This window comes from Zoogloea sp. (assembly GCF_041911615.1).
Taxonomy (GTDB): Bacteria; Pseudomonadota; Gammaproteobacteria; order Burkholderiales; family Rhodocyclaceae; genus Zoogloea.
Genome location: NZ_JAYROR010000080.1, coordinates 30,314 through 56,141 on the forward strand (window position 1 = coordinate 30,314; position 25,828 = coordinate 56,141).

Genomic DNA, 25,828 nt, shown 5'->3' on the forward strand with positions numbered 1-25,828 from the left:
GGCGCGATTCATCCGAACGAGCTGGGGTGTGACCAATGAATCATCTGACGATCGGCAAGCGGCTGGCCTACGGTTTTGGCTTCGTGCTGGCGCTGGGCCTGTTCGTGGCGGCGGTGGCGATCTACAACCTGGTGGAACTGCGTCAGCAGTTCCGCGAGTTCGAGCACCGCAGCGTGGCGCGGGAGCGGCTGGCCTACCGGGGCCAGGTCGAGCTGGGCAACGGCATCCACTACTTCAAGAACACTGTGCTGCGCGGCGGCGATTATCCGCAGAAATTCGCCGCGAGCATGGACGCCATCGAGCGCATCGTCGCCGACTACCGCGCGGTGGGCGCGGTCGAACCGGCGGCGGCGCAGGCGCTGGACGAGGTCAGCGCGGGGGTCGGCAAGTACCGCGAGGTGATCGCCCGGGTGGTCGAGATGCGCGGCAGCGGCGCCGGGGTGAGCGAGGTGGACAAGGCCATCGCCGGCGCCGACAAGCCCATCGGGGCCGCTTTCGCGCGCCTTCTGGCGCATCAGTCGGCGGGTTCCCGGGCGGCCCAGGAGGCCTTCGACGGCAGCGTCACGCGGACCCTCGAAGTCCTCGGCGTCGTCACCGTCGCGATGATCCTGGCGGGGGCGCTGGCGGCGTGGCTGATCAGCCGCAGCGTGAGCCGGCCCCTGGCCCAGGCCGTCCACATCAGTCAGGCGATGGCGCAGGGCAACCTGCCCGAGCGGATCGAGGTGACCCGCAACGACGAGACCGGGCAACTGCTCGCGTCGATGCAGCGCATGATCGAGACCTTCCGCGGCTTTGCCGACGCCCAGTCGGAAAACGCCGAGCAGCACCGCCTGGGCATGATCGCGCACCGTATCGACGCCGAACGCTTTCCCGGCATCTACGGCAGGATGGCCGCCTCCATCAACGCGCTGGTGCGCACCCACATCGCGGTGAGCCAGCGCGTCGTCGATGTGGTCGAGCACTACGCGGTGGGCGATCTGACCGTGGACATGGAGCGCCTGCCCGGCCAGCAGGCCCAGATCACCGCGGCGGTGGACGGGGTCAAGGCCTCGATGCTGCGGGTCAACACCCAGATTCAGACGCTGGTGGATGCGGCGGCGAGCGGCGATTTCCATGCCCGCGGCGACGCGGCCGCTTTCGAGCACGAGTTCCGTCGCATGATCGAGGGGCTGAATCGCCTGATGGCGGTGAGCGACCGTGGGCTCGGCGAGGTGGCGCGGGTGCTCGAGGCGCTCGCCGGAGGCGATCTCACCCAGCAGATCGAAGGCGAATTCCAGGGCGCCTTTGCCCACCTGCGCGACAGCACCAACACCACCGTGTCCCGCCTGAACGCGCTGATCGGCGGCCTGCAGCGCAGCGCGATGGCCATCAACAGCGCCGCCCAGGAGATCGCCGCCGGCAACGCCGACCTCTCGCGGCGCACCGAGCAGCAGGCCGGCAGCCTCGAAGAGACCGCCAGCTCGATGGAGCAGCTCAACGCCACCGTCCGCCAGAACGCCGAGAACGCCGAGCGCACCAACGTGCTGGCCAGCCAGTCCAACGAGGCCGTGCGCCAGGGCGGGGCCGCGGTGCAGCGGGTGGTGACGACGATGGCCGACATCCGCGACAGTTCGCGCAAGATCGCCGAGATCATCGGTGTGATCGACAGCATCGCCTTCCAGACCAACATCCTGGCGCTCAACGCGGCGGTGGAGGCGGCGCGGGCCGGCGAGCAGGGGCGTGGTTTCGCGGTGGTGGCCAACGAAGTGCGGGCGCTGGCCCAGCGCAGCGCGGTGGCCGCGCGAGAGATCAAGGCGTTGATCGCGGTGTCGGTGGAGAAGGTGGAAGGCGGCGCAGCGCAGGTGGACGAGGCCGGCTCAGCGATGGAAGAAGTGGTGGCGGCCTTCGGTCAGGTGGCCGCGCTGGTGACTGAAATCAGCAGCGCCAGCCGCGAGCAGAGCGCCGGCATCGGACAGGTGGCCCAGGCCGTCGGCAAGATGGATGAGGTCACCCAGCAGAATGCGGCCCTGGTGGAAGAGGCCGCCGCCGCGGCGGAAAGCCTCGAGAACCAGGCTCAGGGCTTGATGGAGGTGGTGGCGCGGTTCACGCTCCGCCCCGGTGCCGACGCGGCCCCGGACGCGCCGACCGCGCCCCGACTGCGGCGCGCCTGACGCGCCACGCCGCCGGAGAGACGAACGGGCCTGCGATTGCGGGCCCGTTTCGTTTCAGGCGTGCGGTGGTGCGTTCGGCGATGCCCGAGCGGCGCCGGCGACAAGGCGCGCCAAGTCGGCTGCGGTGGCGGTTTGGCCGAGCGCGTGCGACGTGTCAGCAGAGCAGGTCGGCGGGCAGGTCGTCGAGGGTGGCGACACCGCACAGGGCCATGGCGATCTCCAGCTCGTCGCGCAGCAGGCGGATGACGTGGGCGACGCCCTGGGCGCCGGCGTTGGCGAGACCGAAGACGTAGGGCCGGCCGACGAGTACCGCGCTGGCGCCCAGGGCGATGGCCTTGAGCACGTCGGTGCCGCGGCGGATGCCGCCGTCGACGAGCATCGGCAGGTGGCCGGCGAGCACGTCGGCGATGCGCGGCAGCATCTCGGCGGTGGGTGGGGCGGCGTCGAGGGTGCGTCCGCCGTGGTTGGAGACGATGAGGCCGGCGACACCCTGACGCGTCGCTTCGCGGGCGTCGTCGGGGTGGAGGATGCCTTTCAGGATCACCGGCAGGCGGGTTTCGGCGAGCAGCCAGGCCACGTCGTCCCAGCCGGGCGCGGCGGTGAGCAGGTCGTCGAAGAGGGCGCTGTGCCCCGGCGCCGGCGGCGCGTCGGGGCGCGGTGGCAGGGTGGCCAGGTTGACCGCCGAGATGCCCGGCGGCAGGTGGAAGCCGGCGCGGCGTTCGCGGTCGCGGGCGCCGTGGCAGGGGGCGTCGACGGTGAGCACGATGGCTTCGTAGCCGGCGGCTTCGGCGCGTCGGACGAGTTCGCGGTTGAAGCCGGTGTCGTGCTGGAGGTAGAGCTGCATCCACAGGGGGCCGCGGTCGTCGTCGTCGCGCACGGCGCGGGCGACGGTTTCGAGGAGCAGGCTGGACTGGGTGCTGAGCACGAAGCCGGCGCCCTGGGCCGACGCGGCGACGGCGCTGGCGAGTTCGCCGTCCGGGTGGGCGAGGCGCTGGTAGGCCACCGGGGCGAGCAGGATGGGGTGGGCGAGGCTGCGCCCGAGCAGTTCGACCCGGGTGTGGCCGCCGGCGACCGGGCGCAGCACCCGTGGCAGCAGGCGCAGGGCGTGCCAGGCGTCGCGGTTGGCGGCGAGGCAGCGTTCGTCGGCCGCGCCGCCGGCGAAGTAGGCCCAGGCGTTGTCGTCGAGCCGGGTGCGGGCGAGGGCTTCGTGGTCGTCGAGGGAGATCGGCAGGCTCATGGTTTGTCTCGTGCTGGGGTGGGGATGCCCGGGCTCAGGTGTCGGCCCACATGCGCAGCAGGTTGTGATAGGTGCCGGTGAGGCTCACCGCTTCGTCTGTCTCGCCGTGGCGTTCGCGCAGGCGCATGAGGCTCATGTCGAGGTCGAACAGCAGGCGGCGCTGTTCGTCGCTCCTCACCATGCTCTCGATCCAGAAGAAGCAGGCCAGCCGCCAGCCGCGGGTGACCGGGGTGACCTGATGCACGCTGGTGCCGGGGTACAGCACGGCGTGGCCGGCGGGCAGCTTGACGCCGCGGCTGCCGTAGGTGTCCTGCACCATGAGTTCGCCGCCGTCGTAGTCGTCGGGGTCGGCGAGGAAGACGGTGCAGGAAACGTCGGTGCGCACCCGCTCGCCCTCGGCGGTGAAGCGGATGGCGTTGTCCACGTGCTCGCCGTAGTAGGGGGTGTCGCCGCCGTAGCGGTTGATGCGCGGGGTGAAGATCTTCTTGGGCAGCGCGGCGGCGAGCATCAGCGGGTGGCGCTGCACGGCGCCCAGGACCAGGGCGCGCAGGGCCCGGGCGGCCGGGGCGTCGTGGGGCAGCTGCTGGTTGCGCTTGACGGTGCGGGCCTGGGGGCCGGCGCTGTCGCGACCGTCGGCCCAGGGGGCGTCTTCGAGCAGCGCGCGGGCCTGGCGGACTTCGTCGGCGGTGAGGAGATCGGGGATCTGGAGCAGCATGGTCGGGCGTGGGTTCGAAAAAAAGGAGCGCCGAGGCGCTCCCAGGTGAATCGGAAATCAGAACTTCAGGTTGGCGGTGAGGTACAGGGTGCGCCCGAAGCCGGGCACGTAGTGGCCGCTGGCGTAGTAGGCGTCCGCATACAGCTTGTTGGTGACGTTGTTGAGGTTGGCCTTGAGCATCAGCTTGTCCTGGATGGCTTCGTATTCGGCCATCAGGTCGGCGGTGACGTAGCCCTCGGAGTAGAAGCCGGGGTTGCGGTTGGGGGTGAGCTTGGTGCGGGCATTGACGCCGACGCCGGCGCGCAGCTTCTCGGTGAACTGGTAGCTGTTCCAGAGCGTGCCCTGGTGCTTCGGGATCAGCGACGGACGCTGGCCCTGCTGCTCGTCGTTGTTGGTGGGGCTCTTCTTGTCGATCTCGGCGTCCCAGATCCAGGTGTAGGAGGCGAAGATTTCCCAGCGCGGGGTGATCTTGCCGGCCACGTCCATGTCGATGCCGGTGGCGTGGCGCTTGCCGGACAGGGTGATGATGCTGGGGACCAGCGGGTCGGTGTTGCGCTCGTTGAGCTTGACGCCGCGGAACAGCGCGAAGCGGGTGCTCAGGTTGCGGCTGGCCGATTCGATGCGCCCGCCCAGTTCCATGTTGATGGCCTTCTCGGGGGGCACGTCCACCGTCGCGGCGCTGTACGAGTAGGTGTCGCCCGAGGTGTTGAAGGAGGTGGCGTACGAGAGGTGGTAGGACTCGCGCTCGCTCGGCTGGTAGAGCAGGCCGAGCCGCTGGCTGGGCTTGTAGATGGCCTGCTGGTAGTGGGTGACGGCGCCGTTGGCGAGGCTGAACTGGTCGAACTGGCCCGACATGGCGTCGTAGCGCAGGCCGGCGAGGAGCTTCCAGTTGGGGATGAACTCGATCAGGTCCTGGGCGTAGAGGCCGCCGCCGAAGCTCTCGAACTCGGAGGTCTTGCCCGGCACGCGGGTGCTCTCGGCCACGCCGACGCCGTTGTCCGGATCGCCGACGGTGGTGGTCGGCTTGCTGATGTCCACGCCGCCCTGGGCCGCGCTGCGGGCGCCATAGACGCGCTTCCTCTCCCAGGCGAAATCGACGCCGGTCTGCACCGCGTGCTTCATGCCCCAGGCGTCGAACTTGGTGGACAGGTCGCTCTGGAACAGCAGGTTCTCGTAGCTCTGCATCTTGAGCTGGGTGCCGCGGGTGAGCACGGTGGCGTCGCTGAAGGTGTCGCGCGTCGCGGCCACGCCGCCGGGCTGCAGGGACGCGCCCGCCAGGCGCACGGTGCTGGCGCGCTGGTCGCGGGTGAAGTCGCCCTTGCGGAGCTTGGTGACCAGCTCGGTGTCCTCGGAGAAGCGGTGGGTGTGGCTGAGCGTGCCGTAGGTGGCGGTGCCGTAGTTGCGGTCGCTGGCCATGCCGTAATAGGCCTTCGGGTCCACCGGCAGCATGGTGGTTTCGGACACCGGGGCGCCGGCGTACTTGCGGATCCACGGCATGCCGTAATTGATGCCGTTGTTGTTCTCGAGGCGGAACAGGCCGACCTCGAACTCGTCGCGGGTGCCGATCCCCCAGCGGTAGTCGGCGGCCACGCCCTGCTTGTCGAGGCTGGTGCCGGCGCCGTTGTTGTCGGCCTTGGTGCGCATCGCGTTGATGCGCAGCGCGGCGTCGTCGCCGGTCTTGACGTTCATGTCGGCCACCACGCGGTAGTAGTTGTGGCTGCCGACGGTGAGGTCGAGCTGATTTTCGTCGATCAGGCGGGCCCGCTTGTTGACCTGGTTGACCGCGCCGCCGGTGGAGCCGCGACCGAACAGCATCGATGCCGAACCGCGCAGCACCTCGACGCGATCCATGTTGAAGGTGTCGCGGTCGTAGAAGCCCGGGTCGCGCATGCCGTCGATGAAGATGTCGCCGGTGGTGTTGAGCGGGAAGCCGCGCAGGCGGATGTCTTCCTCGCCGCCCTCGGCGGCCAGGAAGGTGACCCCGGAAGTCATCTTCAGGGCTTCCTTGATGGTGTCGATCTTGCGATCGTCCATCAGCTTCTCGGTGACCACGCTGACCGACTGGGGAATGTCGCGCAGGGCCTGGTTGCCCTTGCCGATGCGCGTGGTGGTGGTGCGCAGGCTGTCCTTGCCCTGGGGCTCGGCGCCGGGCGTGGTGGCCTTGACGACGACGGGTTTGAGGGTCTTGGTGTCGTCGGCGTCGGCCGTGGGGCTGGTCTGGGCGAAGCTGCCCATCGACGCGGCGAACATCAGCGCGCCCAGGGGCAGGGCGGCGGGGGCGGTTCTGGATTGGGGACGGGGCGCCGGCGCGGGGCGGCGGCGATTGTTTTTGTGTGCCAAATTGGCCTCCGGAAATGAAGGGCCCGGCAAGGGGCGCGGGGGTCATGACCTGAGGCTGGCTGGCTAGGTGGCGAAAGCGCGCGGTACGACGTTGCGGCTGGCTTGCCCGAAAGATCTGGTAACAATGTTAATGAAAATGCGAATGATTCGCAATAGTGGTGACGAATCGGGCGTTCAGTGAACGCAGACGGGGGCCGCGTGGTGAGAGAGACCGAGATAAGTCACCGGGGAATACCGAGATAAATCCGGGATGAGGCTGGATGAGGCGGGACCAAGTGGGATCGAATCTGAAAGGCTGTTTAGCGGGGTAAAACCGCGCGGCGATTCGATTCGATCCACTTTCAGGGCAGGATTCTTACCAGCTTCGGATGATCAGCTCACCGGGTGACTTCGATGATCTTCCAGGGCCGCCCACCGTGTAGTTCAGGTCGACGCGGTCCATCGTGAGGCCGTCGAAGGCGCGACGCATCTCGGGAATGTCATTCACCGAGATCACCATCCGGCCCTTGATCGCGCGGGCCAGTTCGGCCAGCCGGTCATACTCATCCAGGCCGAATCCCACGCCGTAGCCTTCAGTTCCCCAGTACGGCGGGTCGCAGTAGAACAGGGTATGTGGCCGGTCGTAGCGGGCCACGCATTCCGCCCATCCAAGGTGTTCTATGGTGCAGCGGGAAAGACGCAGGTGGGCTGCCGAAAGATCCTCCTCGAGGCGCAGCAGGTTGAGCCTCACACGGGTCGTTGTTCCGGTACCGAACGTCCGGCCGTCGACCTTTCCCCCAAAGCCCAGCTTCTGTAAGTAGAAGAAGCGCGCGGCACGCTGAATATCCGTCAGCGTTTCGCCCGGTGTGGCGTTCATCCACATCCAGATTTCTCGGCTGACCAGAGCCCAGCGAAACTGCCGCACGAATTCGTCGAGGTGGTGCTGCACGACCCGATAGAGGTTCACCAGGTCGCCGTTTATGTCGTTCAAGACCTCGGCCTTCACCGGCGGCTTGAGAAAGAACAGTGCCGCTGCGCCGCAAAAGGGCTCAACGTAGCACTGGTGCTCCGGGAACAGGGGCAGCAGGTGCTTGGCCAGGCGGCGTTTGCCGCCGATCCACGGGATGATCGGGCGGGCTTGAGTCGGATTTTCAAAGATTGGTGCCATGTGAAGCCTCTTGTGTGTTGGGCGCTCGGGGCGCGCACTTGGGAGGCTCGATGGCCTTCAGCTGGTTCAAGGTGCCGCAGCGTGGGCACTTGATGTTGAGGCGGGTGTATTCCCCCTCCCCAAGTTTTCGGTTGCACTTACCGCATCGAATTGCTTCCATTGTTTATGCCTTTGCGATAGCCTTGCGCCGCCGTCGCGACGGTGGCGGTGCCCTGGCTGAAAGCAGGCTGTCTCTGCTGGAAGTGGCCGGACGGGTGCGTCAACACCCGGTTCGGTCGCACCGTCTCTCTTTCCATCGCTTGATCAGAGCAGGGAGAGTTGGGCCGCGTTAGCCGGCGGCGGAGTGATCGGGGCGTTCAGGATGCCCTCGATGCGCCGGTAGGACAGGCGGTACTTCAGGGCGAGGTCGAGGACCGTGACGCCGGTGCCGTAGTCGGCGATGATCTGGCGGTCGCGGGCGCGGAGGATGGCCTTCTTGCAGCTTGGGACGTACAGGCCGCGGTCGTTGCCGTAGTTCTGCACCAGGATCAGGGTTGCCTCGTAGCCGACGATCTCCACCAGCTGGGCGAAGCGGGCGGCGCCGTCGGGGTTGTTGTTCTCGCCGCGGGGCACTGGGAAGCGCACGCCGGGCATGGCCTGGATGAGGGCCACGGTCGCCGGCAGCCCGATCTGGGTGATCAGGTCGCGGGCGGATTGGGGCAGATCATCCAGGCACACGTCCATCATTGACTCCGTGCGGCGTCAGCGGTTTTGAGGGTTTCCCAGGCGGCAAGCAGCGCGTCGAAGCCGTCCGGCTTGCGCTTCGGCGCCACGCTCCGGGCAAGGTCGCGCACCGAAGCCCACCGGATGGGTGCCCCAGCCGCGGCGAGGGCCTCCATCCGTGCCTGGATGGCAGCCGGGAGCTTGCGGGCAGCCCAGGCCTTGAGGCCTTCGATCACGGGCAGCATGTCGCGAACCCAGCTCAGGTCATCGACACCCGCCTGCCTACGCACGTAAGCGTTGAGCGCGGCTTCGGACGGGTCGCGAACAGCGCCGATCTCGGCGAGCAGCAGCCACACGGCCCTGGCCTTGCTGCCTTCGTCGGAGGTGTCGAGGGGGCGCCGCTCCGGCTTCGGTTTCGCCGCAGCCGGCTTGCGGGGTTTGAAGCCGAGCCGCTTGAGCTCGTCGATCACGCGGTCGAGCTGCAGGGTGCTGCAGTCCTTCGCACTCGACTTGCCCTTCACGGCGCGGCCGATGGCGTCACGGTAGGAGGCGTCATCGAGATCCAGCTCCCGCTTGGCGACCTGGATCATCCGGATCTTGCTGGCGCGGATGCGTTCGAGAGGGACGGAGGGCATGGTCAGGCCTCCTCCCCGTCGTCGTACAGCTTCCGCCCGGTCGCTTCAAGCATGTCGCCCGCCACCTCAAGGACCTCCATGTTCATCTGGTCGACCTCATTCCATTCGACGGCCATCTCATTGAGCTTGCGGGCCATGGTCTTGAGGCGCCGCCGGTGGCCAGCGGCAATCTGTTTGGGGGTGCGTTCGGGCATGATCAGCCCCTCCCTTTCACGGCTTCAAACTGGGTAGCGCCGTCGCGGAGCGTGGCCAGGGTGTTGCCCTGTTCATCCACGATCTTGAAGTGGGTGCGGCGGTCGGAGTGGTAGTGCAGCGTGCTGCAGCTGGCGTCCAGGTCGGCACGCAGCTGCGGGCTGTCGTCGAAGCGGCCGAGGACAGCCCAGCTGCCGCTGGCGTTGCTCATGAGGGTGATGCGTGCGAGGCCCATGTCACACCGCCGCCAGGTCAAGGGGGATCGCCTGCCACTGGCCCGACGGGCCGATGCGCTTGTAGAAGCGCACGTACACCGCGGTGCCGCTGGCCTGGATGCTGTCGCGAATGGCCTGCATGGCGTTGGTCCATTCGGCGTCGTCGATCTCGAGGCGCAGCAGCTCGAGGACGGCGGCGGTTTTCAGCTGGCCTTTGCTGTCGGTCCGAAATGCGCGGTCGATGAGGACGCGAATGTTTGCGTTGGCGCCCTCGCTCCAGCGGTGGATGCAGCCGTTGATCAGCTCCTTGGCGGCTTCGATCTGCTCCGTGAAGATGATCCGCTCGGCGTAGGCCCGCAGGATCTTGTAGTCGCCGTCGTAGGTGGTGATCTGCACGTTGCCCTTCTCGCCGCCCATCTGCACTTCGTACTGCGCGGCGCTGATGCTCACCAGCTCGGCAATGCTCGCCAGGGCCTGTTTTTTGAGTGCGGCCAGCTGGGCGTGTGCAGCCAGCGCGGATTCGACCAGGCTGCGGGCAACGCCGTCGCGCAGCTTGTCGTGGGCACTAACCTGGGCTTCGGGCACGAGGTGGCCGGCGGCGTTGCGCCAGTAGCCTTCGGGAGTGGCGGGGATGGTGCTGGTATCAGCCATGGTGAGACCTTTCGAGAGGGGGGAACTCAGCCGGCGGCAGGCCGGCCAGGGTGGGACGGTCGATCCAGATCACGGTGCAGCCCATGTAGGGCACCGCGAAATGGAACGAGCCGGCGATGTGTGCAGCCACGTACACCGCGGGGGAGTCGGCCAGGTGCTGCGGCTCGGCGACGTGGATTTCGGGGGCGGACAGCATCCCGGCGTGGGCGCTGAGCACCTCGAATCCGTCGAGGCGCAGCTGGGCGACGGCGGTGCGCAGGGCTTCGATGCTGGCCGCGATGTGGTTGTGGCGGGCTTCGCTGAGGGTGTTCATGCCACGGGCCCTCCATGCACGGATTTGGCGTGCTCGCTGGGCACGATGCGGATCGCGCCGGCCCGGCGGCCGGGCCGGGTGCCCACGATGCGCCCCATCAGATAGACCACCTCCAAGGTCCGGCGCTTGTGGGTGACGTTGGCGCGCATCACCTCCCGCGCATCAACCAAGGCAGCCAGCGCGGCGCGGATCTGAGCGGGCTTGGTGTCGGGCGTGGTGAGCCGCTCGAGCAGCTCGGGCACAGCCAGCGGCTCGGCGCTGGTGGTACGCCGCAGCGCGCGCAGGATCGCCGCCCGCAGCGGTGCATCGGCCGGCGTCAGGTCGGCCTCGCCGGGCTGCCAGCAGCCGTACCGGGGCGGGCTGGGCGTGCGCGGGGTCGGCATGGATGCCGCCGCCGGCACCGGGGCGGGTGCGGCCGTCTGGGCGGTACGCCAGGCTTCCGGCAGCGGCAGTTCGGCGGATGTCAGCAGGCGCTTCAGCATGCCGGTCGGGCTCACATACACGCCGCGCAGGATCTGGCTGATCGTCGAGTTACCCGTGCCGATGCGGTTGCCGATCTGCACGTTGGTCAGGCTGTTCTCGGCCTTCCAGGCGGCCAGCGTCTCGATCGCGGCGATGTCCTCGGCCGTGTAGTGCACGGGCCACTGGGTTGCGGTCGGGCGGGTCATTGGCGCACCTCCGGCCGATAGGCCCAGTGGGTCACGTTGCGGGCGCGGGCGCTATCCACGTACCACCACTGGCCGTATTCGTCCTGGTGGCCGAGCCACGGCAGGTGGCAGTCGAGCTCATCGCCCATCCAGATCAGCAGCACCTCATCCACCGGCGCCGGCTGGTCGGCCAGCGCAAAGCGCTCGACGAGGCAGGCCTGGGTCACCGGGTCGGGAGTGGCCAGGGCCAGGCCGCTGGCGTAGGCACACAGCAGATCGCCGGCGATGCGCAGGTCGTCGCGCAGGCGTTCCAGCTCGACGATGGTGGCCGCGTCTTCCTCGCCGGCCACCAGCTTGTTGATCTCCCCGATCTGTTCGTACAGCACCGCCACCACCCGCTCGGCCTCGGGGCGGTCGGCGTCGCGGTCGCGGCGGATGAGGGGCCAGGCGCGGGCGTTCATGTCCGTTCCTCCTGGTGGGTCTGGGGTTCGGCGAGCATATCCACCGGCCCCTCGTGGGCCGGGCACTCTGCTGCAGCACGGTGGGCCGCGCGGATGCGCGTCTCGGCATCGGTGCCCACGCGCTCCAGCGTGATCAGCACGCCCAGCCCGAAGGCCAGCACGAGGGCGAGCGCAAAGCGTTGTCTGGGGGTCGCCATGGCTCAGCCTCCCTTCTTCTTCGCGTCGAACACGATGCCGCGGTCGACCAGCGGCGCGCCCAACTCGGCGGCGCCGTTGAGCGCCAGCGTGGCCAGGTTGCCCACCAGCAGCGGGTAGCACAGCGACACCACGTTGCCGTCGCCGTCGCTGGCCCGCAGCACGTCGCGGATCGCCTGCCAGGCGTCGGCGGCAAACAGCGCGTCGGGCTTGAGGCCGGCGCGGGCCAGGCGGTGGGCGGCGTAGGCTTCCAGGTCGGCGTCGAGGGGCAGCATGCGCACCACCTCCAGGCGGTTCTTCACCTCGCGGGCCTCGAGGCCCTTGGCGTTGAGCTTGCGCAGCAGCTCCGGCTGGGCCAGGAGGATGATGCCCAGCGTGCGCTTCCAGCCCAGCTTGAACTCGTGGAAGCGCTTGAGCTGCTTGATCGCCGCCACCGTCATGTCGTGGGCCTCCTCGAAGACCAGCACGCACTTCTGCCCTTCGGCCACCCGGTCGGCGATCAGCTCATGCGCCTGGCGGGCCAGCAGCTCGGCCGAATGGCGCAGCTTTGCGTGGGGCTCCAGGTCGCGCACGATCGCCTGCAGGATGCCCACCCCGGTCAGCCGGGCCTTGTCGGTCACCTTCGGCTGGATCAGGTGCACCGGCTGCTTCTGCTCGCGCACCTGGTCCTGCACCCACTCCCAGATCGTGCTCTTGCCCGAGCCCGACTCGCCCACCACGGCCATCATGCGGGCGTTCTGGATGGCCTCCACGATCACCGACGCCACATAGCGCTGCTCATCGCCCAGATACACGTCGTCGGCGCACTGCGGGTCGGCCCCGAAGGGGTTGAACATCAGCTTGAAATGGCGTTTGGCTTGAATGGTCAGCATCACGGGTTCCAGCAAATAGGGGTCGGGTTCGGTGGTTTGGGTGCTTTTGGGGGTGTCTGGTACGGCGGCCAGGTGCTTTCCGTGGCCGAGCCGGCCGATCTCCTCGTCTGAATCGAACGCGGTGGCGATCTCCGCTTCGGGCACCTCCTTGGCGCGCAGGGCGGCCTCGATCTGCTGCCGGATCACCGCCTCCGGCGTGCGCTTGGGCCACTTCGCCCAGTTGCACAGCAGGTTCACCGCCGTCTTGTCCATGGGCTCGTCGATCGCCTGCATCACCGCCGCGCCCAGGTCTGTCTGCGTGATGCCGTGGCGCTGGAGCACCTTCTTGAGCTTGAGGGGCATGTAGTGCTCCGGTCGTCTATAGGCGGGCTTCATGGCTGAGCCCTCGGGTTGGGTGTTTCACGGTTAAACTCCTCTCGTCGTTGCTGCGACACGGGGCCCATTCAGGCCCCACTCTCCGGCCCGGTGTGTTGGCGCACACCGGGCCGGAACCTTCTTAAAAACCACTCGCCTTGCGCCCGTCGGCCCCGCCCTGCAGCGCGGCAAGCTGGGCGTCCAGCCAGGCGGCCGGCACCTCGGCGCCGTGCTCGGCGATCAGCTGGGCATACAGATCGGTGCGGGTGTCGCCGGCGGCCTTCAGGCGGCGCACCGCGTCGGGTGTGGCCACCGGGGGCAGCTCGCGGGCGGCCGTCTCCATCGGGTGGTCGGTGCCGCGCTTGGGCAGGTAGGTGGGCACCGTTACCGCATCGAAATCGGCAAAGGGGTTGAGCGTGCCTTCGTAGGCGTTCTCCCGAGCCTTGCGCGCGGTAGCCACCTCCAGGGCGCTCGGCACCCCGTAGGCCGCCTGGTTGATGCGCTCCAGCTGCTTCTCGGCTGCGCTCTTGGGCAGCGCCTTGTAGCTGCCAAAGTCCACCCCGAAGTCGAAGAACCCGCCGGCGTCCTTCTCGGCCGGGGCGATGGTGTAGAGCCGCTCGGTGCCGTCGGCGTGGCACATCACCAGGTCGATGGCCGGGGCGCGGTACATGTTCACCCGCAGCGTCACCCGCTCGCCGATCTGCACGCCCGGCACGCCGCCCACGTAATAGGTGCGGCTGCCGTGGCCCTTCACCGCAAAGCTGATCGTCAGCTGGTTATCCACCAGCCGGGTCTCGTCCTTGCCCACCACCTGGTCGCGCAGCAGCTCCACGCTCGGCGCCAGGCGCAGCTGTGAGGCAGAGATGCGCTGCCACATCCCCCAGCGGGTCAGCCCGTGGCGGGTGTGGGGCGCCTTGCTGCAGTGGGCCGCGCGCACCTGGTCGGCGCGAGCGTTGAGCGCGGCGATGTTCTCGGGCAGCCACATGAACAGCCGGCTCTCGAACACCTGCTCCCAGATGTTGTGCATGCCTTCCACGCTGCCCTTGGCCCGGCTGTTCTTCACCGCGTGCTCATGCACCGTGACGCCCAGCTGCGCGAGCAGCCGCCGGGCCATTGCGGCGCGGCCGGCGCTGCCCTTGTCCAGCACCAGGTTGAGCGGCACCCCATGCAGCGGCTCGCCGCGGCACTGCATCGCCTCGATGAGAAACTCCACAAAGCCCATCGAGTCCTCATGCCCGGCGTAATAGCGCACGAAGTACGCCCCGCTGTAGGGGTCGGTCATCATCCAGCGGATGCACAGATCGTCCTGCACGCGCTTCATCGCGCCGGGCTTGTTCTTGTACACCTCGGCATCGTCCAGCAGCTCCACGCCGCGGATGCCGCCGCCCGGTGCGTAGAACAACACCGCCACCGAGCTGTCGATCTGCCACACCTGGTTGGGGTGGGCGTACTTGATGTGCGCCGCCGCGTGGCCCGCGGCCAGCTGGTCCGGGTGGCAGTGGTAGGCCCGCATCGCCCGGCGCATCGTGGTGGCCGAGGGCGCCAGCACCTCGCCCGTCGCCTCGTCGACCCGGCCCAGGCCTTGGGCGTGCAGCAGCTCCGCGGCCGCCTTCACCTTGAAGTTGCGCTTGCCGTTGGCCCGCGTGCCATGGTGGATCAAGCCCGCCGCTGCCAGCGCCACGTCTTCGCTCACCGACAGCTTGCCGGCGTCGCTGCGCTGCTTGCGGCCGGCGTCGTACAGGCCCGCCGCCTTCAGGCGAGCGTACAGCGTGGCCTTGCTCTTGCCCAGGCGCGCGGCCGCGTCGAGCATGATCGCCCCGCGCTCCCGGTGGCCCGCGGCCTTCAGCCGGCCGGCCAGCTCGCGCAGCAGCTCCAGTTCCACCACGGTGGCGGCGTCCATGTCAGAACTCCTCTGCCTCGGCTGCGGGGGCTGTGGTCAGGTCGGCCAGCCAGGGCGGCATCACCACCTCGGCAAAATCCACCGGCATCCCGTGGGCGTTGGCCAGGTCGGCCAGGCGCTGGTAGGTGGCGCGCAGGGTGTCGCCCGCCTCGGCCGCGGCGGTGGCATCGTCCAGCGCCATCACGTTGGCCACCGCCTGGTCAAAGCGGCTCACGTAGCCCAACATCGCCAGGGACGCATCGCGCAGCGCCCCCAGGGCACGGGCGCGCTTCTCAAGGGCCACCTTGCGGGTGGCGTCCTCGGTCAGCGTCATCCCGATCAGCTTCTCCTTCAGGCCGTCCCGCTCCTCGCCCAGAGCCTTCACCCGCCGTTCCTTGATCTCCATGATCTTGTTCAGGTCGGCAATGGCCCTATCCTTCTCGGCCAGCTTCTTGGCGTGGCGCTCGGTCAGCTCGCCGATCAGGTCTGTAACGCTGTCGCGGTCGGTGGCCTCGGCGATGGTCGTCTTGATCAGTGCCTGGTCATCGGACGGAAGGGCCTGCAGCGCCTGGTAGTCCTTCCGGCGCAGGCCGAGCCGTTCGGCCGACTCGAACAGCTCCGGCCCGAGGGATTCGTACTTCTGGGCGATGCGGGAGCACGTCTTGTACGACTTGCCGAACAGAAGCTCGCAGGCCTCCTCCAAATCGGACACGCGTGTCCGATTTCCCTGAGCGTCCAAAAACTCCAAGTCCTTGTATTTCTTACCTTCACGCAATTGGATGAAGGATTCGGCAATGATCTTTTCGGACACGCTGGTCTGAAAAAGCGCCGATTCGATGCGGCCGACGATCTTGCCGACCTCAAGCGATGAACTCTGCAGCCGATCGCGTGCGCCAACCTCGGTCATCGCGGTGCTATCCGCCTCGATCACGGCACGGTTGGGTTCCGGCACGTCGGCCGGTGGCGTCAGGGGGGTGGGTTTGCGGGGCATCTCAGGGCTCCGTGCGGTAGCGGTTGATGGTTTCGGTCAGGCGGTTCTGGGCGCGCTCCATGGCCGTGGCGTGGGCGATCGCAATCCGCACCAGCCCCGGCGCCAGCCGGTAGCGGCCCGTCTCGGCGATCTGCTCTGCAAAGCCGGCCGCTACCAGGTTGTGCAAGTCGCGGGTGATCGACGCCGGGCTGGTGCTCAGCGCAGCCACCAGGTCTTTCGGGGCCAGGCCGTGCAGCTCGTGCCCGGCCAGCACCCGGATCGCGTCGAGAATGCGGCGCTGGCTGCCGTTGTCGTGGATGTGCTTGTCAGCGTGCTTGTCGCTCATGGCGCTCACCCCAGGTCCAGCTCGGGCTGGTCTGCCTTGCGCACGTTCTCGCGGTGCCAGGCCAGCGATTCCAGCCCCATGCCGAGCTTGCCGAGGGTGCTCTCCCGGTCCATGTGGCCGGCCATGTAGTCCAGCAGCGCGCCGGTGGCCCCGTGCAGCGTGGCCTGCAGCACATGCACGTCCTCGGCCGTGGTGGCCCGGCCGGTGGGGATCACCACCACCACCGCGCCCTCGGCGGCGGCCAGGTAGCGCACCACGTTCTGCGCGCCGGTCAGGTGCTGCCAGGCCAGCACGGCCTTGGCCGGCATCGTCTCGGCCTCGATCCATTTGTAGAGCGTGGCCGGCGTGGCCCCCATCAGCTCGGCCAGCCGCTCAATGGAGAGGCGCCGGTGCTTGAGCGCGTAGCTCTTGTCCATTTCGAACGCCATGCGCAGGCTGTTCGGGACGGGTTTCGAATGTCTCGTGTTCATTGGAGATTGGACGCGGGGTCAGATTTCTGGACAAAAACCGGGTTGGAAAGGCTGAAACGGTGTTTCAGGCGGCTAAACTTCGGGGCGTGGATGAACATGAATGAACACGTTTTGAACGCGGAGGCGCAGATGGCCCAAACCCGTGTCACACCGCTGGAAGACCGCATGGCAGCCATGCGGCTGTTGCTCAGCTCCCTGGTGGCGCACCTCGAAGACAACGGGCTCATTGACCGTGACCTCCTTGAGCGGGATCTGTGGATGACGGCGCGTGTAGGCCACTTGCACGAATCAGCTGAAGGAGACCTGCGCAGCGTGTTTGCAGGGGCCGACGCCCTGCTGGACGAATGGCAGCGGCAGCGAGACGAAGGGCCTGACGAGGGCTGAGCGGCAACTTGGCGGGCATGGCCACGGCTCAGAACCGGAAACCCACGCCCAGACGCAGGTTGTTGGCCACCACGCCCACCTCCAGCACCAGGCCGGCATCGAGGGCGGCGTCGCGGTACTCGGAGGGCAGCGCGTCGAGGATCAGCGCCCCGGCCAGCGAGCCGAGCAGGAACTGCCGATTCACCCGGCCGATGTCGCCACTTTCGGTGGCCTGTCTCACATTCACGTTGGCCGGGCCGGCGTAGCCCGCCGCATAGGCGCGGTCCGGCTGGCCGGGGATGCGGCCGATGGGCGCCGAGGTGTCGGCAGCGTTGCGGGCGCGGCTGTGCTCCTGGGCCCAGTTGATCGCCACCAGGGTGGCCAGCGCGAGGCCCTTGCCCTGCTGGGCGGGCGTCCAGTCGTCGCCGGCGTGGACTGACGGAGCGGTAAGGACGGCGGCGGCGCACAGCGCGGCGGCCAGGGGTTTGAAGTGGTTGAGCATGGCGGGCCTCATGCGGCGAGCTGTTCGGGTTCCGGCTGCTTGATGCCGGCGGTGACTGCGATGTCGTGGGCGCGGCCGAAGTTGCCCTTGTCGAGGCCGTTGAGCACGCGATAGACGGCGCGCTCGGGGAAGCCATGCTCTTCCGCCCACTGGCGGATGGTCTTGCCCTGGGCACGGAGACGGGCCTTGAAGCGAGTGGGGGTCACTTGTGATCTCCTGTGGTTGAGTGGGATTTCACGGGCAGCGCGGGGGGCTGTGCTGCCGGTGAAATGACTGTGTTTGTGTAGTGAATGATAGGAACCGTTTGGTTCCATGTCAACGTTTTGTGAGAACCAAATGGTTTCTATTGGCGAACGCCTGCGAGAGGAGCGTCAAAAGCTCAAGATGAGCCAGACCGCTTTTGCCGAGCGTGGTGGGGTGACGAAGAAAACCCAGATGCTGTACGAGGGGAACGAACGGTTCCCTGACGCCCAATACCTGGCCTCGGTTGCCGAAGCCGGCGTCGATGTCCTCTATGTCCTAACAGGTAAGCCTGTTGCAGCGCCCGTCCCCGCGCCGGCGGTTATGTCCTACGAGCGCGCAACCGTGGTGCCGCTGCCTGCCAACGAACACGGCGGCCTCACCTGGCGCCAGATCCTGGCGATCGCCATCGATGAGCTCAACGCCGCCGGCAAGCGCCTGCCAGGCGAGAAGCTCCTCGAGCTGGTGGACCTGCTGGTGGCCTGGCAGGCCGAAGGGGCCAAGGTGGATGCAGAGAAGATGAGGAAGCAGATCCGCCTCGTCGCCTGACTGTTGCGAAATCCGTCGCATTCGTTGCAAAAACCGGCCGGTTTTGGGCTTAGCCTTTGCGCTTACTCGAATATGATGATTTCGTTGAAACAGTTTTTATAGGTGCGCAGATGGGATCAGGAATCGAAGAACGCATTCGGGAGCTGCTGGCCACCGAGCTGCTCTCTGACTTCCCCGGTGACCTGCCCCGGGTCGAGCTCTCCGGCGTCACGGTGGAGTTGCGGGTCGAACGGGTCGTGGTGGTGCTCGGTGCCGGGCAGTCCAAGGAAAGTTGATGATGCGCTTGGTGCTTGAAGGCGTTCTGCGATGAGCGCCGGATGGATTGTGCTGGCTCTCATGCAGCTGGGCACGATCGGCACCGACTACCCGGGAAAATGGTGGGTAAAAAAGAACGAGGGGCTATCCAAAGCATGACATTTGTTATTCAATTGTCAGACGTGGCACATTGGAGAAAAACAAATGAGCATGCAGAGCTTTACCGATCGAGTCCTCAAGCACGCCGAGCACGTCAAGAACGTGGGCGCCCATTGCACGACGGAAGAGACGACGAAGCAGGCCTTGATCCTGCCGCTGCTCGACAGCCTCGGTTTCTCACCCTTTGACCCAACCAGGGTAAAGGCCGAGTACGGGGCTGACTTTCCAGGTGCCAAGGCCAGCGAGCGGGTGGACTACGCGCTGTTCTGCCATGGCGTGCCAGTGATGTTCATCGAAGCCAAAGCCCACGGCGAAAAGCTGACCAACCACTGCCCGCAGCTTTCGCGTTACTTCAACGCGACGCCCGAGGTGACGATCGCCGCCATCACGAACGGCCGTGAATGGCGCTTCTTCACCGACCTCAACAACAAGAACATGATGGACTCGGAGCCCTTCCTGGTCGTCGACTTCGAGCAGCTCGAGGTGGCGCTGATCAGCCGGCTCTACCGCTTCCGCCACGACGAGTTTCAACCCGACGCGTTGCGCACGCTCGCCGAGGAAACTGTCTATCTCAACGCCTTTACCCAGGTCATCAGCCAGAGCCTGCGCGAACCGGATGCCGACTTCGTCCGCTACGTGGCGGGCCGAGCCGGGATCCAGCGGCAATTCAACGCCCGCTTCCTGGAGTCCATCGCCCCTATCGTGAAGCTGGCCGTGGAGCGGTCGGTGAGCGACATGGTGGTGTCCGGCCTCTCCGCGAAGCCGATCGCGGCCGAACCCAGGGCAACCCTTCCCGAGGAAAGCTCCATGGCCGCCCCGGCAGCAGATCCGACGGCTGACGTCATCGACCCAGCCAATCCGCGCATCGTCACGACCTACGCCGAGCGGCGCCTGTTCGAGGTGGTCCGGGACATCCTCGGCGATGAAGTGGAGCTCGCCCCCAAGGACACGGAGAGCTACTTCTCGGTGCTCTACCAGAACAAGGTGAACCGCTGGCTGATCCGCTACCAGGCGGACAAGCGCCACCCCGCTATCGCGATCTGTGTGCCGATGACGGACGAACGCAGACGCGAGGTAGCCCGCGCCGGCCTGCAAATCGGTGCGGCCGATACGATCCTGCTGTCACAGCCGGACCACCTGGCCAGGATCCCGGGCATCGTCTTCGATGCGCTGGAGTACTGCCGGGATGATGCGAACTTCAAGCGTGGGCAGGCGTAGCCCGAGCCAAGAGACGGCCTGAACAACAAGAAACGGAGAGGCTCGGTACCAATCACTCCGTTACGAGATAGAAACAGCTAAAGCGCAAAGCAACGATGGTCGAACACGCAAAAATTACCTTCTACAAAATTTCAGAATGTGGCTACTACCGCCGCGGAACTCCCAGTCCGGATTTCGGAGCTGTCCCGGAGTTGCTGCGTGAGTTGTTGGCTTGGAGCCAAGGTCGTCCTCTAGTAGAGACAAAAGTGTTCGAGCCTGCGGACGGACAGGATCTACATCCGGCTTACCTCTTGGATATTCGAGGCGATGGCGATAGTTGGCTTGTGACGACGTGGAATCAGACCCCCTCCAATGAGGCTGGTGTCGCTTCGGTAAAAGGCGAGTCAAACGTCGGAGCGGCTCAAGTCGTAATGAACAGCATTGAAGAAGGGAGCATCCCCGGATTCGCGACCTACTTCTGGTTCATTCCGTCCCGAGGTTGCTTTGCCAGCATTCGCTTCCAGCACCTCTGGACAGGACAGAAGTCACTCCAGTGCTACATGGAGTCTTACATGAGCTCGTTCTCTAGCCATGTGGTCACAGAAGAGGGCAACGGGGATGAACTCGAAATCCTTGGCTACGCACCAAATCCTGGCGAGGAGCCCGTCCATGTAAGCCCACGGTTCAGAACGAGTCTCGTCTACAAGCCGGGGGAGACGGACGTGATTCGCAATGGTGTCGAGAGTATTCGCAAGATTGTCAGAAAAACCGCTCTGACCCTCACGCGCGAAGCCGACTTGGCCAAGTGGCAGCAGTTCCTCCGCTGGACGAAGTTGCGTGACCAACCCGCTGCGCTTCAAAAGGTGAGGGTTCAGTATGAGATATCCACCGGCATCTCCCTTGCGGACCTCGACGCCATCATTCACGACTGGAATGAGCAACATGACCGCGAGTGGGACGACTATGGGTTTTGTTTGAAGGGCGAGTCGCAGAAAATACGATGGCTGAGCCATAGCTTGGCGAGGTCGGAGTTTGACCTCGATGTCACGAGGGATAACGATGAGGTCGTTAGCCCTGCTTCACTCCTTGCTGCGCTCGCCGACAAGCGTGCGGCAATCTTGAGAGTCCTGGATTGATGAGAGTAGTCATCCTCGGGGGCATAGGGATGCTGATACTCAGTGCGATGGGTGCATCGTACTGGTATGGCAGAGAAGTGCCTTTCTCCGAACAGTGGCCCCTCTTTGAGGCCCTGAGGACGACTGCGTCCATCATTTTTGCCGTTGTTGGTGCGTGGTTGGCAATCATCTACCCTGAGCGACTCAAGCTGTCATTCAGGGCCACGCCCAATACTGTTGGAGAGGCGCCGGTGAAGATGGGGCAACTTCTTCACCCAGCTATGCATTCAACAGCCATCCTTTGCGCTGTTCTGTTTGTCGGGATCGCCGCTCCCATCCTTAAGCAGATTCCGGCCCTGCTTGAGTACAAGGAGATTTGTCGTGGGCTGTCCTACTGCCTGGCAACCGGTTTGACGTTTTGGCAAATATGGACGGTTATCCTCACTCTTGTACCGGCGGATGTCATCAAATCGGCTGCGGACAAAGAGATCCGGGACATGAACACGCTGCAGAGTTACCGGAAGAACACAATACCCGGCAAGCGGCCACCGTCGCCCTGAGGCCGTCGAACAGGGGTTCGTCCTCACCGAAACCCTTCGCCTCCTAGCCCCCTCCGCGCGCGCGCGACACTGCGCGCATGCAATCCCCCCTCACCACCTCCGCCCGTGGCCTTGCGCTGATCCGCTCGTTCGAGAAGTTCGAGCCCAAGGCCTATATCTGCCCGGCTGGCAAGCTGACCATCGGCTACGGCCACGTCATCAAGGCCTCGGAACCTCACCTGCGCAGCAAGACGCTGACGCAGGGCGAGGCCGAGGCCTTGCTGCGTGACGACTGCCGCACCGTCGAGATCTACCTCTCTGCGGTGCTGCCGGACTGGGTGCGCAGCCACCACTTCGACGCGCTGGTTTCGTTCTGCTTCAACTGCGGGGTGAAGGCCTTCGACGGCTCCACGCTGCGCGTGAAGATCAAGCAGGGCGACCGCCAGGGTGCTCAGGGCGAGTTCCACAAGTGGATCTTCTCGAAGGGGCGGCGCCTGCGCGGGCTGGTCGTTCGGCGGGCGTGTGAGGCGCTGATGTTCGCGGGTTGCTCCGACTCCACCATCGAGACCGAGCGCCGCCGGCTCGAAGCCCTGAAAGGACCGCTATGAGCATCCGCTTTTCCGTCGTGGCCAGCTCGGCCGAGGCCCGGGACGAGGACGTCCTGATCGACGCCCATCACATCTCCACCGACCGGGAATGGTTCGAGCACCCGATCCGCACCCACCGCCTGCGCGTCGGCGGCAAGGTGGAGCTGCTGGCCCACGTGGCCCTCGGCTTCAAGCTGCACCGGGGTGCGCGGGACGAGCTGTGCGTCAACGTGAGCCACGATGACCCCGGCGCCTCCCACGCCCTGGATCTGGTGAGCGTGATCACCGCCGCCCCGGCCGCCACCGAGCTGCCCGGCGCGATCACGCTGGACGAGGCCGGTGACGCGGTGGAGTGCGACGTGGTCACGGTGCCGCCGGGCGGCAGCGCCCCGGTCACGCTGCTGCGGGCCAACGTGCTGGTGATCCGCGAGGTGCCGGTGGAGGTGCGCCATGGCTGAGCCGCAGCCCCTGCCCGAGCCCAAGCCGGCCCGCCAATCCAAGGTGCTGATCTTCAACGGCGCGGCCGCGGCTGTGTCGGCGCTGCTCACGGTGGCCGACAGCTTCGAGCCCTTCCTGCCGCCCGACTTCTACAAGGCCGCGCTGGCCGTGGTGGTGGTCGTCAATGCGGTGCTGCGGATCTACACCACCCAGCCGGTGTGCCTGCGGGGGGGCGAGTGATGCAGCGCTACTACTTCGGTGCAGCGCTGGCACCCACGCCCATCTCGGTGTTCATCTGGGGCTGCGGTGCGCTCGCCACCCACCTGGACCACTGGCGCGCCCTGGTGTCGGCCATCCCCCGCCCGCGGTGGCGCACGCCGCTGCTGCGCGACGCCGTGCAGCGCCTCTCCCTCAACCCCACCGCCACGGCCCGCCAGCGCGGGCCGATGTGGCAACGCGCCCGAGCCTGACCCCATGACCGACCTTGCCGACCGCGCTGCCGAGCGCGAAGCCGAGTTCATCGGCGACGCCCTGGCCGAGCAGCACCGCCACGACCCCACCGCTGGCAAGACGCCGGCCGACAGCGCCACCCACTGCGCCGGCTGCGGCCAGGCGATCGCCGAAGCCCGCCGCCAGGCGGTGCCGAGCGTGGTGCTGTGCTTCGATTGCCAGGATGAAGCCAACTGGCTGGAAGCCGCCGCACGGCGGAATGGGCGGAGGGTTGCGCCATGACCGCCGTGCAGGTGGATTTCTGGAACCTGGTCGGGCTGTTGCTGGCCTTCTTTGGCGCAGTGGCCGGGGCTGTGAAGCTCGTCGTGGCCCAGTTCGAGCGCCGACTGGATGAACGATTCGCCGCCCAGGAAAAGTCACGCGCCGAGTCGCAGAAGCACTGGGACGCGAAGTTCTCCAGCCTGGAGCAAACCGCCAAGGACGAGGCCGGCCAGTGGCTGCGCATCGAGCGCGAGCTGCTCGACCTCAAGGCCGAGCTGCCGCTGCAGTACGTGCGGCGGGAGGACTACATCCGCGGGCAGAGCGTGATCGAGGCCAAGCTCGACGGCCTCGCCAGCAAGATCGAAAAGAACCAACTGCGAGGGCCAAACCATGGTTGATGCGGCAAAGATCCGGCGCGAATCCCTGCGCTGGCTGATCCTGCTCACGCTGAACAACGCGCGCCCCATCGGCGCCTTCGAGGGACCGATCCTGGCCGTGGCGCAGTCCGAGTACCCGGACGCCACCGCGCTGGAGATGCGCCGCGAGCTGGACTACCTGGACGACCGCAAGCTGGTCGAGGTGGAGAAGCGCCCCGACGGCCGCTGGTTCTGCGGGCTCACCCGCTACGGCGTGGATCTGGCTGAATACACCGTGGCCTGCGAGCCCGGCATCGCCCGGCCCGAGAAGTACTGGTCGTAAGCCATGGCCCGCAAGAGCAGCATCGACCGCCTGCCGGAGCACGTGAAGGCCTACGTCACGGGCTTGCTTGCCGACGGCAAGATGACCCTCGACGAGCTGATCGCCGACCTGCAGGCGCGCTTTCCCGAGGAAGCCGCCGCCGATGAACTACCCAGCCGCTCGGCAGTGCATCGCTACGGCGCCAAGCTGGAGCGCCGCCTCGCCGCGATCCGCGCCAGCACCGAGGCCGCCAAGATCATCCGCGCCCAGGCCGGCGACGGCGAGGACGCCCGCTCGGAGGCGCTGACCGCGTTGATCCAGACCGAGCTGTTCGAGGCGATCCTGGATGTGCAGGAGGCCAGCGCCGACGAGATCGACCCGGCCGAGCGGGTCGGCATGCTGTCGAGCGCAGCCAAGAACGTGGCCACCCTGACGCGCTCGAGCGTGACCTTGAAGCGCTTTCAGTCCGAGGTGCGGGCCAAGCTCGAAGCCAAGATGGCAGCGCTGGAGGCCGAGGGCAGCTCAGGCAAGGGCCGCCGCTTCGACGCCGAGACCCTGCGCATCGTGCGCGAAGAGATCTACGGCATCGTATGAGCACGCCCGCCGTTCCCCTCTACGGCTACCAGCGCAGATGGCTGGCCGACAAGAGCCGCTTCAAGATCGGCATGTTCGCCCGCCAGACCGGCAAGACCTTCACGACCACCCTCGAGCTGGTCGACGACTGCTTCGAGGCCGAGGCGATGGGCGGCCGCACCCGGTGGGTGATCCTCAGCCGCGGGGAGCGCCAGGCCAAGGAAGCCATCGAGGAAGGCGTGAAGAAGCACTGCAAGGCCTACAGCCTCGGCATCCAGATCGTCGAGGGTGAGTTCAAGGCCGAATCCGGCGAGCGTTACACGATGCTAGACGTGACCTTGCCGGGCGGCTCGAAGATCACCGCGCTGCCGGCCAACCCCGACACCGCCCGGGGCTTCTCGGCCAACGTGTTCCTGGACGAGTTTGCCTTCCATGCCGACAGCCGCAAGATCTGGACGGCGCTGTTCCCGGTGATCTCCAACGGCTGGAAGCTGCGGGTCACCAGCACCCCCAATGGCAAGGGCAACAAGTTCTACGAGCTGATGACCGACAAGGCCCTCGAGGGCGTGTGGTCGCGGCACCTGGTGGACATCTACAAGGCGGTGGCCGACGGCCTGCCGCGCAACGTCGACGAGATGCGCCTGGCGCTCAACGACGAAGACTCATGGAAGCAGGAGTTCGAGCTGGGCTGGCTCGACGAGGCCAGCGCCTGGATCTCCTACGACCTCATCGATGGCGTGGAGCACGACCAGGCCGGCCGGCCCGAGGGCTACACCGGCGGGCCGTGCTTCGTGGGCGTGGACATCGCCACCCGCAACGACCTGTTCGTGATCTGGGTGGTCGAGATGGTGGGCGACGTGGCCTGGACGCGGGAGATCATCGCCAGGAAGCGGATCAGCTTTGCCGAGCAGGATGCGCTGCTTGACGACGTGTTCCAGCGCTACCTGGTGCTGCGCTGCTGCATGGACCAGACCGGCATGGGCGAAAAGCCCGTGGAGGACGCCAAGCGCCGCTACGGGCAGTTGCGCGTCGAGGGCGTGCTGTTCACCTCGGTGAATAAGCTGACCCTGGCCACCCAGGGCAAGGAGGCGTTCGAGGATCGCAAGCTGCGTATCCCCCTGGGCGACCGGGAGCTGCGCAGCGATCTGCACAAGCTGCAAAAGGTGTCGAGCCCGACCGGGGCCCCGCGCTTCGTGGCTGAGTCGGACAGCACCGGCCACGCCGACCGCGCCTGGGCCTGCTTCCTGGCTCTCAACGCATCGAGCGGCGGCGCGGCCCCTTCCGCCGGCGCCACCGTCGAATCCCCCAAGGACACCTACGACCCCCAATCCTTCGCCGACCGTCAGCGCCGGGGGCTTTTGCAGAATCGGGCCTACAGGCCGTTTTTCCGGCGCGGGTAGCTGCCAGCGGTGCCGGGCGTTCCGTTGCCCG

37 protein-coding genes are annotated in these 25,828 nt (G+C 66.8%); 16 read left to right on the forward strand and 21 right to left on the reverse strand.

Annotated features, from left to right (window positions below; genetic code table 11):
• Positions 1 to 35: 35 nt before the first annotated feature.
• Positions 36 to 2,150 carry a methyl-accepting chemotaxis protein gene (locus ACE3P2_RS09055; protein ID WP_374263621.1) on the forward strand — a complete coding sequence of 705 codons (2,115 nt, stop codon included), beginning with the start codon at positions 36 to 38 and terminating at the stop codon, positions 2,148 to 2,150.
• A 154-nt stretch (positions 2,151 to 2,304) separates the two neighbouring features.
• Here the strand turns inward: ACE3P2_RS09055 and ACE3P2_RS09060 are convergent, their stop codons facing one another.
• The 19 genes from ACE3P2_RS09060 to ACE3P2_RS09150 form a co-directional block, all read right to left on the reverse strand.
• Positions 2,305 to 3,387, reverse strand: a complete 1,083-nt coding sequence (locus ACE3P2_RS09060) for an alpha-hydroxy-acid oxidizing protein (protein ID WP_374263623.1) — start codon at positions 3,385 to 3,387, stop codon at positions 2,305 to 2,307.
• A gap of 34 nt (positions 3,388 to 3,421) precedes the next feature.
• Complete coding sequence (locus ACE3P2_RS09065; protein ID WP_374263625.1) at positions 3,422 to 4,102, reverse strand: Fe2+-dependent dioxygenase; 681 nt, start codon at positions 4,100 to 4,102, stop codon at positions 3,422 to 3,424.
• A gap of 57 nt (positions 4,103 to 4,159) precedes the next feature.
• Positions 4,160 to 6,442, reverse strand: coding sequence for a TonB-dependent receptor (locus ACE3P2_RS09070; RefSeq protein ID WP_374263627.1), 2,283 nt, complete (start codon positions 6,440 to 6,442; stop codon positions 4,160 to 4,162).
• 355 nt (positions 6,443 to 6,797) lie between these two features.
• A complete protein-coding gene (locus ACE3P2_RS09075) occupies positions 6,798 to 7,589 on the reverse strand; it encodes a DNA adenine methylase (protein ID WP_300435511.1) in 792 nt (263 codons plus the stop codon).
• Positions 7,573 to 7,749, reverse strand: a complete 177-nt coding sequence (locus tag ACE3P2_RS09080) for a Com family DNA-binding transcriptional regulator (protein ID WP_374263629.1) — start codon at positions 7,747 to 7,749, stop codon at positions 7,573 to 7,575. The genes ACE3P2_RS09075 and ACE3P2_RS09080 overlap by 17 nt, the downstream gene beginning before the upstream one ends.
• 143 nt (positions 7,750 to 7,892) lie before the next feature.
• On the reverse strand, positions 7,893 to 8,315 hold the full coding sequence (locus ACE3P2_RS09085; RefSeq protein WP_374263631.1) for a Mor transcription activator family protein: 423 nt from the start codon (positions 8,313 to 8,315) through the stop codon (positions 7,893 to 7,895).
• Positions 8,312 to 8,926, reverse strand: coding sequence for a gp16 family protein (locus tag ACE3P2_RS09090; protein ID WP_374263633.1), 615 nt, complete (start codon positions 8,924 to 8,926; stop codon positions 8,312 to 8,314). Before ACE3P2_RS09090 ends, ACE3P2_RS09085 begins: the two co-directional genes overlap by 4 nt.
• Positions 8,927 to 8,928: 2 nt before the next feature.
• Entirely contained in the window at positions 8,929 to 9,120 is a 192-nt protein-coding gene (locus ACE3P2_RS09095; RefSeq protein WP_374263635.1) for a hypothetical protein, read from the reverse strand.
• Positions 9,121 to 9,122: 2 nt separating this feature from the next.
• Entirely contained in the window at positions 9,123 to 9,353 is a 231-nt protein-coding gene (locus ACE3P2_RS09100) for a hypothetical protein (RefSeq protein ID WP_374263637.1), read from the reverse strand.
• 1 nt (position 9,354) lies between these two features.
• On the reverse strand, positions 9,355 to 9,984 hold the full coding sequence (locus tag ACE3P2_RS09105; RefSeq protein ID WP_299910469.1) for a DUF3164 family protein: 630 nt from the start codon (positions 9,982 to 9,984) through the stop codon (positions 9,355 to 9,357).
• Positions 9,977 to 10,297 carry a hypothetical protein gene (locus ACE3P2_RS09110; protein WP_374263639.1) on the reverse strand — a complete coding sequence of 107 codons (321 nt, stop codon included), beginning with the start codon at positions 10,295 to 10,297 and terminating at the stop codon, positions 9,977 to 9,979. Before ACE3P2_RS09110 ends, ACE3P2_RS09105 begins: the two co-directional genes overlap by 8 nt.
• Positions 10,294 to 10,965 (reverse strand): hypothetical protein, encoded by a 672-nt coding sequence (locus ACE3P2_RS09115; RefSeq protein WP_374263641.1) that lies wholly within the window; start codon positions 10,963 to 10,965, stop codon positions 10,294 to 10,296. Before ACE3P2_RS09115 ends, ACE3P2_RS09110 begins: the two co-directional genes overlap by 4 nt.
• Positions 10,962 to 11,405, reverse strand: a complete 444-nt coding sequence (locus tag ACE3P2_RS09120) for a hypothetical protein (protein ID WP_374263643.1) — start codon at positions 11,403 to 11,405, stop codon at positions 10,962 to 10,964. Before ACE3P2_RS09120 ends, ACE3P2_RS09115 begins: the two co-directional genes overlap by 4 nt.
• On the reverse strand, positions 11,402 to 11,602 hold the full coding sequence (locus ACE3P2_RS09125) for a hypothetical protein (RefSeq protein WP_374263645.1): 201 nt from the start codon (positions 11,600 to 11,602) through the stop codon (positions 11,402 to 11,404). The genes ACE3P2_RS09120 and ACE3P2_RS09125 overlap by 4 nt, the downstream gene beginning before the upstream one ends.
• 3 nt (positions 11,603 to 11,605) lie before the next feature.
• Positions 11,606 to 12,847, reverse strand: a complete 1,242-nt coding sequence (locus ACE3P2_RS09130; protein WP_374263647.1) for an ExeA family protein — start codon at positions 12,845 to 12,847, stop codon at positions 11,606 to 11,608.
• 121 nt (positions 12,848 to 12,968) lie between these two features.
• Entirely contained in the window at positions 12,969 to 14,726 is a 1,758-nt protein-coding gene (locus ACE3P2_RS09135) for a hypothetical protein (RefSeq protein ID WP_374263649.1), read from the reverse strand.
• A gap of 1 nt (position 14,727) precedes the next feature.
• Positions 14,728 to 15,696, reverse strand: a complete 969-nt coding sequence (locus ACE3P2_RS09140; RefSeq protein ID WP_374263651.1) for a hypothetical protein — start codon at positions 15,694 to 15,696, stop codon at positions 14,728 to 14,730.
• A gap of 1 nt (position 15,697) precedes the next feature.
• Entirely contained in the window at positions 15,698 to 16,021 is a 324-nt protein-coding gene (locus ACE3P2_RS09145; RefSeq protein ID WP_374263653.1) for a hypothetical protein, read from the reverse strand.
• A gap of 5 nt (positions 16,022 to 16,026) precedes the next feature.
• Positions 16,027 to 16,449: a hypothetical protein gene (locus tag ACE3P2_RS09150; RefSeq protein ID WP_374263655.1), complete on the reverse strand. Its 423-nt coding sequence runs from the start codon at positions 16,447 to 16,449 to the stop codon at positions 16,027 to 16,029.
• Between the two features lie 132 nt (positions 16,450 to 16,581).
• On the opposite strand from ACE3P2_RS09150, the gene ACE3P2_RS09155 reads away from it, so the two are divergent.
• The gene (locus ACE3P2_RS09155; protein WP_374263657.1) at positions 16,582 to 16,875 is read left to right on the forward strand and encodes a hypothetical protein; all 294 of its coding nucleotides are present in this window, start codon (positions 16,582 to 16,584) and stop codon (positions 16,873 to 16,875) included.
• 28 nt (positions 16,876 to 16,903) lie between these two features.
• Here the strand turns inward: ACE3P2_RS09155 and ACE3P2_RS09160 are convergent, their stop codons facing one another.
• On the reverse strand, positions 16,904 to 17,356 hold the full coding sequence (locus tag ACE3P2_RS09160; protein ID WP_374263659.1) for a hypothetical protein: 453 nt from the start codon (positions 17,354 to 17,356) through the stop codon (positions 16,904 to 16,906).
• 8 nt (positions 17,357 to 17,364) lie between these two features.
• Positions 17,365 to 17,562: a DNA-binding protein gene (locus ACE3P2_RS09165; RefSeq protein WP_299888323.1), complete on the reverse strand. Its 198-nt coding sequence runs from the start codon at positions 17,560 to 17,562 to the stop codon at positions 17,365 to 17,367.
• Positions 17,563 to 17,740: 178 nt separating this feature from the next.
• Between ACE3P2_RS09165 and ACE3P2_RS09170 the strand changes: the two genes are divergently transcribed.
• From ACE3P2_RS09170 to ACE3P2_RS09235, 14 genes are all read left to right on the forward strand, one after another.
• Positions 17,741 to 18,145: a hypothetical protein gene (locus tag ACE3P2_RS09170; RefSeq protein WP_374263661.1), complete on the forward strand. Its 405-nt coding sequence runs from the start codon at positions 17,741 to 17,743 to the stop codon at positions 18,143 to 18,145.
• A 110-nt stretch (positions 18,146 to 18,255) separates the two neighbouring features.
• Positions 18,256 to 18,420 (forward strand): hypothetical protein, encoded by a 165-nt coding sequence (locus ACE3P2_RS09175; RefSeq protein ID WP_374263663.1) that lies wholly within the window; start codon positions 18,256 to 18,258, stop codon positions 18,418 to 18,420.
• Positions 18,421 to 18,604: 184 nt separating this feature from the next.
• Positions 18,605 to 19,777: a type I restriction endonuclease gene (locus ACE3P2_RS09180; RefSeq protein ID WP_374263665.1), complete on the forward strand. Its 1,173-nt coding sequence runs from the start codon at positions 18,605 to 18,607 to the stop codon at positions 19,775 to 19,777.
• Positions 19,778 to 19,872: 95 nt separating this feature from the next.
• Positions 19,873 to 20,892 (forward strand): hypothetical protein, encoded by a 1,020-nt coding sequence (locus ACE3P2_RS09185; protein ID WP_374263667.1) that lies wholly within the window; start codon positions 19,873 to 19,875, stop codon positions 20,890 to 20,892.
• 29 nt (positions 20,893 to 20,921) lie between these two features.
• Positions 20,922 to 21,431: a hypothetical protein gene (locus ACE3P2_RS09190; protein WP_374263669.1), complete on the forward strand. Its 510-nt coding sequence runs from the start codon at positions 20,922 to 20,924 to the stop codon at positions 21,429 to 21,431.
• A 77-nt stretch (positions 21,432 to 21,508) separates the two neighbouring features.
• Entirely contained in the window at positions 21,509 to 22,018 is a 510-nt protein-coding gene (locus tag ACE3P2_RS09195; RefSeq protein WP_374263671.1) for a lysozyme, read from the forward strand.
• Positions 22,015 to 22,455, forward strand: a complete 441-nt coding sequence (locus ACE3P2_RS09200; RefSeq protein WP_374263673.1) for a hypothetical protein — start codon at positions 22,015 to 22,017, stop codon at positions 22,453 to 22,455. Before ACE3P2_RS09195 ends, ACE3P2_RS09200 begins: the two co-directional genes overlap by 4 nt.
• On the forward strand, positions 22,448 to 22,675 hold the full coding sequence (locus ACE3P2_RS09205; RefSeq protein WP_374263675.1) for a hypothetical protein: 228 nt from the start codon (positions 22,448 to 22,450) through the stop codon (positions 22,673 to 22,675). The genes ACE3P2_RS09200 and ACE3P2_RS09205 overlap by 8 nt, the downstream gene beginning before the upstream one ends.
• Positions 22,675 to 22,905 (forward strand): hypothetical protein, encoded by a 231-nt coding sequence (locus tag ACE3P2_RS09210; RefSeq protein WP_374263677.1) that lies wholly within the window; start codon positions 22,675 to 22,677, stop codon positions 22,903 to 22,905. The genes ACE3P2_RS09205 and ACE3P2_RS09210 overlap by 1 nt, the downstream gene beginning before the upstream one ends.
• Before the next feature lie 4 nt (positions 22,906 to 22,909).
• Complete coding sequence (locus ACE3P2_RS09215; protein ID WP_374263679.1) at positions 22,910 to 23,167, forward strand: TraR/DksA C4-type zinc finger protein; 258 nt, start codon at positions 22,910 to 22,912, stop codon at positions 23,165 to 23,167.
• The gene (locus ACE3P2_RS09220) at positions 23,164 to 23,544 is read left to right on the forward strand and encodes a hypothetical protein (RefSeq protein WP_374263681.1); all 381 of its coding nucleotides are present in this window, start codon (positions 23,164 to 23,166) and stop codon (positions 23,542 to 23,544) included. The genes ACE3P2_RS09215 and ACE3P2_RS09220 overlap by 4 nt, the downstream gene beginning before the upstream one ends.
• Positions 23,537 to 23,845, forward strand: coding sequence for a hypothetical protein (locus ACE3P2_RS09225; protein WP_374263682.1), 309 nt, complete (start codon positions 23,537 to 23,539; stop codon positions 23,843 to 23,845). The genes ACE3P2_RS09220 and ACE3P2_RS09225 overlap by 8 nt, the downstream gene beginning before the upstream one ends.
• Before the next feature lie 3 nt (positions 23,846 to 23,848).
• Positions 23,849 to 24,418 (forward strand): phage protein Gp27 family protein, encoded by a 570-nt coding sequence (locus ACE3P2_RS09230; protein ID WP_374263684.1) that lies wholly within the window; start codon positions 23,849 to 23,851, stop codon positions 24,416 to 24,418.
• Entirely contained in the window at positions 24,415 to 25,797 is a 1,383-nt protein-coding gene (locus ACE3P2_RS09235; protein WP_374263686.1) for a terminase large subunit domain-containing protein, read from the forward strand. Before ACE3P2_RS09230 ends, ACE3P2_RS09235 begins: the two co-directional genes overlap by 4 nt.
• The last annotated feature ends 31 nt before the right edge of the window (positions 25,798 to 25,828 follow it).